The sequence below is a fragment of the Nocardia farcinica genome, assembly GCF_029867845.1.
GTDB classification, from domain to species: domain Bacteria; phylum Actinomycetota; class Actinomycetes; order Mycobacteriales; family Mycobacteriaceae; genus Nocardia; species Nocardia farcinica_A.
Window position 1 is genome coordinate 1 of the sequence record NZ_JARWRU010000229.1, and the last position, 5,982, is coordinate 5,982.

5 protein-coding genes are annotated in these 5,982 nt (G+C 70.0%); all 5 read left to right on the forward strand.

What is annotated here, in order from left to right; translation table 11 throughout:
* The first annotated feature begins 239 nt into the window (after positions 1-239).
* The 5 genes from QH283_RS04665 to QH283_RS04685 all read left to right on the forward strand — a co-directional run bounded on the left by QH283_RS04665 (position 240) and on the right by QH283_RS04685 (position 5,708).
* Positions 240-1,406 (forward strand): alpha/beta fold hydrolase, encoded by a 1,167-nt coding sequence (locus QH283_RS04665; protein WP_280501777.1) that lies wholly within the window; start codon positions 240-242, stop codon positions 1,404-1,406.
* 255 nt (positions 1,407-1,661) lie between these two features.
* Entirely contained in the window at positions 1,662-2,756 is a 1,095-nt protein-coding gene (locus QH283_RS04670) for an ABC transporter substrate-binding protein (RefSeq protein ID WP_280501778.1), read from the forward strand.
* Positions 2,756-3,619 (forward strand): ABC transporter permease, encoded by an 864-nt coding sequence (locus QH283_RS04675; RefSeq protein ID WP_280501779.1) that lies wholly within the window; start codon positions 2,756-2,758, stop codon positions 3,617-3,619. The genes QH283_RS04670 and QH283_RS04675 overlap by 1 nt, the downstream gene beginning before the upstream one ends.
* On the forward strand, positions 3,595-4,359 hold the full coding sequence (locus tag QH283_RS04680; protein ID WP_280501780.1) for an ABC transporter ATP-binding protein: 765 nt from the start codon (positions 3,595-3,597) through the stop codon (positions 4,357-4,359). Before QH283_RS04675 ends, QH283_RS04680 begins: the two co-directional genes overlap by 25 nt.
* Positions 4,356-5,708 (forward strand): LLM class flavin-dependent oxidoreductase, encoded by a 1,353-nt coding sequence (locus QH283_RS04685; RefSeq protein ID WP_280501781.1) that lies wholly within the window; start codon positions 4,356-4,358, stop codon positions 5,706-5,708. The genes QH283_RS04680 and QH283_RS04685 overlap by 4 nt, the downstream gene beginning before the upstream one ends.
* Positions 5,709-5,982 lie beyond the last annotated feature (274 nt).

The window sequence follows — 5,982 nt, forward strand, 5'->3', positions numbered from 1 at the left end:
CGTTTCCCACGAAAGAAGTCGAAACCCCCGGGCACCGGCCGGGGGGTTGGTCGTATCCGGGTACGGTTGCCCCGATATCGGCGACGATCCGGGGTGGCCAGCAGTCGGCTCACACCGCGGTGTGCTCGCTGTCCGCGGGACGCCGAGCGGCGCGTGGAGCCGGCGCGAGGCGGGGAACGGAGCGAAACGGGCAGCGGTGGTTCGTGGCAGGGGCGCGCAGGCGTCGATACCGTGAAGTCATGTCGCCGTTGGACCCCATGCCCGCGTGCACCGTCACGGACTGGGACGACCGACGGCGCAAGGCTCGGTTGCGGGAGACCCGGCAGGGGAACCGCGGGACGAGGTTGCGTCGTACCCGGATCGTCCTGACCCGGGTGGGCGCGGCACTGCTGATCGTCTTCACCCTGCTGGTCCAGTACTGGGTCTACGACGTCGCGCCCGAGCGTGCCAGGCTGGCCACTACGGCGCCCGCGCTGCTGCCGGTGGCCCCGCCCGCGGACGAACACCGCTGGGACACCGCTGTGGTCGACATGGTCGGCCTGGGCGGGCTCAATGCCTCCGACACCGCGGCAGCGCTGCCCGCGCTGCGCGATCTCGGGGTGGTGTGGGCGATCCGTTACGACAACCAGGGCATCGACAGCAAGGTCATCGCCGATCTGATCGTGCGCGCGGCGCAGATGTCGGGGGTGCGCAATATCGTGCTGGTCGGCCACAGCATGGGCGGGGTGATCGCGCTCGAGGTGGGCGAGCACATCCACCAGCACAGCGACCGCAGGTTGGTGGCGGTGATATTGGACTGCACGCCCGTGGATCTGAACGCGGTGCGGCCGGAGAGCCGCGGCCGCGGCGAGGACATGTTGCGCTGGATGGGCTGGCTGCCCGGCGCCAGGGAGAGTCGCACGCTGCGCATGCTGGTGGAGACCTATGCCCGCAGGGAACGAATCGTCGACGCCGCGGCCGACCCGATTCCGGGCATTCGCTTCGACGGGCTGCGGGAGGTGCTGACGGAAGTGGCGACGGAAAAGGTGTTCTCCCACAACACGGCCAGCAACGGGCTGATCGAGTCGCAGTTCCGGGCGATCGTGGCCGGCGGCGCGGTGGACAACCTGCGCGCGCTGGCCGAGCCCGCGAACGACACCCCGCGCCCGGCGATCGTGTTCGTGCGCCCCCGCTACGCGAGCAGTGACCGCGTGGTGGACGTGGAGTACTCGCACCGGGTGCTCGTCGAACAGGTCGGCGGGGTGGGCGGCAGCCTGTTGGTGGCACTGCCGCGCGGCACCGGGCACGCCAATCCGCGGCAGGCGCCGGAGCGCTACAACGCCGTGGTGCAGCGTCAGGTGGTGCCTTTCGTGGAGCGGTATCTGGAACAGGGAATCCAGACCGGGACGACCGCCGCACCGCCGTGACACGCGCAGGCGGAAAGCGCTCGCGGGGCGTGGGAGCCGCGGGCGGCTGTTCCCTTGAACGTTCATCCTGGCACTCGGCGTCAAGAGGGATCGGCGGAATACGCCACCGCCGAGCCCGATCGTCGATTGCGAAAAGTGTTGGCCACCAGCGGATCACGCATTTCTGTACATCTGTCTTGTTCGGTTTCCGCTAATTCGAATCATGGTGTCGGCAATGGTGTCGGGCGGGTGGGTGCCGTTGCTTCAATACTCGGCATGTCAGGAACCCGCACCAAGCTCGGCCGCCGTGGCGGCCGTCGGATGACCGCCGTTCTCCTCGCCCTTGCCACCGCGGCGACTCTGGGAATGACCGGCTGTGCCAAGGACGACGGACCGGTGGGGGAGGTCTCGACCGCGCCGCTGTCCACCGAGGTGCCGCCGGGCACCAGGCTGGTGATCGCGGACCAGTCCGAGCGCCTGCAGTCGGCCCTGCGTTTCTCCGGTGAACTCGACAAGCTGCCCTTCGAGGTGGAATTCGCCAACTTCGTCGGCGGCCCCGCCATTCTCGAGGCCTTCCGGGCCGGCGCCGCCGACGTGGCCCCGGTGGGTGACACCCCGCCGATCCACGCGCTCGCCGCGGGCCAGGACGTGCCGATCATCGCCGCCTACCAGACCAGCACCAGCAGCCTGAAACTCGCGGTGGCGCCCGGTGTCTCGGTGCCGACCCTGCGGGATCTGAAGGGCAAGAAGATCGCCTACGCCGAGGGCACCGCCCAGCAGGCCGCCGTGCTCCGGGCGCTGGACAAGGCCGATCTGAGCATCGACGACGTGGAACTGGTGCGGCTGCAGCTGGCCGAGTTCCTCGACGCGGTGCGTGCGGGCCAGGTGGACGTGGCGCCGCTGATCGAGCCGAATGTCACCCGCTTCCTGCGCACCGAGGGCACCTCGCTGGTGCCGGACGAACAGACCCAGGGCATCTACACCGGCCTGGCCTACCTGTACGCCCGGCGCGAGGCCACCAACGATCCCGCCAAGTCGGCGGCGCTGGCGCAGCTGGTCGGCGCCTACGTGCGGGCCTATCAGTGGGTGAATACCCACCCCGAGGAGTGGAAGCAGCGCTACTACGTGGAGAACCAGAAGGTCTCCGTCGAGGACGCCGACCGCATCGTGAAGTCGCTGGGCGACTACGTCTTCCCGCATCTGGACCAGAACCTGATCGACCGTCAGCAGCGCACCATCGACGTCATCGACGCCGCCGGGCATCTGCCTCGCAAGATCCAGGCCTCCGACGGCTTCGATCTGCGCTTCGACGCACTGATCACCGAAGCGGTCACCGAGTCCGGCGCCGCGTTCGAGCCGAAGGAGAAGTAATGGCGACCTTGGAAGCGGCCGGCGTCCTGCGCCGGTTCGGGGGGACCGGCGCCACCGCGGAGGGCACGAAGGCTCCCGGGCGTCCCCGGCGCAAGCTCGGTCCGGGCAAGCAGATCCCGTTCGGTTTCGCAGTCGGCCCCGGCCTGCTCGTCGCGGTCTGGGTGCTCGGCTCCGCGGCCGGCGCGATCGACCCGGAGACGTTGCCCGCGCCGTGGACGGTGCTGCAGACCGCGGGCGATCTGATCGCCGACGGCCGGTTGCAGTCGAATCTGCTGACCTCCCTGCAGCGGGCCGTGATCGGCCTGGTGCTCGGCGTCGCGATCGGCGTGGCGCTGGCCCTGGTCGCCGGCCTGAGCAGGCTCGGTGAGGCGATCATCGACGGGCCGGTGCAGATCAAGCGCGCCATCCCGACGGTGGCGCTGATCCCGCTGTTCATCGTGTGGTTCGGCATCGGCGAGGAGATGAAGATCATCGTCATCACGCTCAGCGTGCTGGTGCCTGTCTACATCAACACCCACGCCTACCTGCGCAGTGTCGACTCCCGGTATGTGGAACTGGCGGAGACGGTGCGGCTGTCGCGCACCGCCTTCGTGCGCAGGATCGCGCTGCCGGGCGCGCTGCCAGGATTCTTCATCGGCCTGCGGCTGGCGGTGACCATCTCGTGGCTGGCGCTGGTCGTGGTCGAACAGGTCAACGCCACAAGCGGTATCGGCTACCTGATGACCCAGGCGCGGACCTACGGCCAGATCGACGTGATCGTCGTCGGCCTGGTGATCTACGGCCTGCTCGGCCTGTTCGGTGACGTCGCGGTGCGTGCGGTGGAAAGGAAGGCACTGTCATGGCGACAGACACTCGGGGACTGAACGTGGTCGGGGCCCGCGGGCTGAGCCGCGGGTTCGGCGATCGCACCGTCCTGCGTGAGATCGATCTGGAGATCGCCCGCGGCGAGTTCGTCGCGCTGCTCGGCCGCTCCGGCTCCGGCAAGAGCACGCTGCTGCGGGCGCTGGCCGAACTCGACGACAACGTGACCGGTTCGGGCGAGCTGCACGTGCCCGCCGAGCGCGCGGTGGTGTTCCAGGACTCGCGCCTGCTGCCGTGGACCCGGGTGCTCGACAACGTGATCCTCGGCCTGGACGGCAAGGACGCGGCCGAGCGCGGCAAGGCGGCGCTGGCGGAGGTCGGGCTGGCCGGGCGGGAGCAGGCCTGGCCGCGGGAGCTGTCCGGCGGCGAACAGCAGCGCGTGGCGCTGGCCAGATCGCTGGTCCGGGAGCCGAAGCTGCTGCTGGCCGACGAGCCGTTCGGCGCGCTCGACGCGCTGACCAGAATCAGGATGCACGTCCTGCTGCAGGACCTGTGCGCCAAGCACAAGCCGGCGGTGCTGCTGGTGACCCACGACGTCGACGAGGCCGTGGTGCTGGCCGACCGTGTGCTCGTCCTGGACGAGGGTGTGATCTCCACCGATCTGCGCATCGAGGTGCCGCGCCCGCGCCGCCACAGCGATCCCGAATTCATCCGTGCCCGTGAGGTTCTGCTCAACGCCCTCGGCGTGGACATCGAACCCGGCGCGACCGCAGTGCTCGAGAAGGAAAAGAAGGCATCATGAGCGAGCAGCCACGTCAGCTGAGCCTGAACGCGTTCATCTACCCCGCAGGCCATCACGAGGCGGCCTGGCGGCATCCCACGGGCAGCCCCGAGCGCATCTACGACATCACCTACTACCAGGAGATCGCGCGCACCGCCGAGGCCGCCAAACTGGACGCGGTGTTCTTCGCCGACGGCCCGGCCCTGCGGTCCAACGTCAGGTACAACGCAGCCTCCGGGCTGGAGCCGATCACCCTGCTGACCGCGATCGCCGCGGCCACCAGCCACATCGGCCTGATCGGCACCGCCTCGACCACCTATTACGAGCCCTACAACCTGGCGCGGCTGTTCGCCGGCCTCGACCACCTCTCCGGTGGCCGGGCGGGCTGGAACATCGTGACCACGGGCACCGATCTCGCGGCCGCCAACTTCGGCCTCGAGTCGCACCCGGTGCACGCCGAACGGTACGCGCGGGCCCGGGAATTCGTGGACGCGGTGGTGGCGCTGTGGGACAGCTGGGAAGACGACGCCATCGTGCTCGACAAGGAACGGGGGATCTACGCCGACACCGACAAGATCCACCCGATCGACTTCGAGGGCGAGTACCTGCGCGTGCGCGGGCCGCTGAACTCCGCGCGCACCCCGCAGGGGCACCCGGTGCTGGTGCAGGCCGGCGCCTCCAACGAGGGGCGCGCGTTCGCGGGCAGGTATGCCGAGGCCATCTTCACCGCGCACCAGCGGCTGGCCGACGCGCAGGCGTTCTACGCCGACATCAAGAAGCGGGCCGCCGATTTCGGGCGCGATCCCCGCCACGTGAAGATCCTGCCCGGCATCAGCCCGTTCATCGGCGACACCGAGGCCGAGGCAAAGCAGCTCGAGCGCGAGTTCAACGAGCTGACGGTGCCGGAGTACGGGCTGAGCCAGCTGGCCGGCATCGCCGGTCGCGATCTGCGGCACCTGGATCTGGACGAAACGGTGCCGGCGGAGTTGTTCGCCGACGCCGGCGACGTGACCGACAACAACCGCAGCCGCCTGCAGGTCGTCGCGGGCATCGTGCAGCGGGAGAACCCGACCCTGCGGCAGTTGCTGCACCGCCTGGCGGGGGCGCGCGGGCACCGCGTGTTCGTCGGCACGCCGGAGCAGGTGGCCGACACCATCGAGGAATGGTTCACCCAGGGCGCGGCGGACGGCTTCAACGTCATGCCGCCGTACTACCCGGGCGGTCTGGAGGTGTTCGCCGAGAAGGTGGTGCCGATCCTGCGGGAGCGCGGGCTGTTCCGCACCGAGTACACCGGTACCACGCTGCGTGACCATTTCGGTCTGCCGCGGCCGGAGAGCCGGTTCGCGCGCACGCCCGCGCTGGTGGGCTGATCGGGCCGACGACGAGCAGGTCGGCACGGCAACAGGCCGGTCCGCGCCCAGGTGGGCGGGCCGGCCGTTCGCCGTGCGGGGAGGGTGCCCCCGACGCGATGGCCGGGGGAAGCGGGGGCTGGGAGCGGGGGTGCCGCCTGGCTAGCGTGAGCGCCGCGGGCGCGGGGGCGGGGGCCGGTAGGGGCATCGTGGCCGCAACCCCCCGCTACGAAAGGCATTTAGGTTTAAAGATGACAGGTAGTCGCAGGCCCCGCCGGGGCGGGGGGGGGGGGGG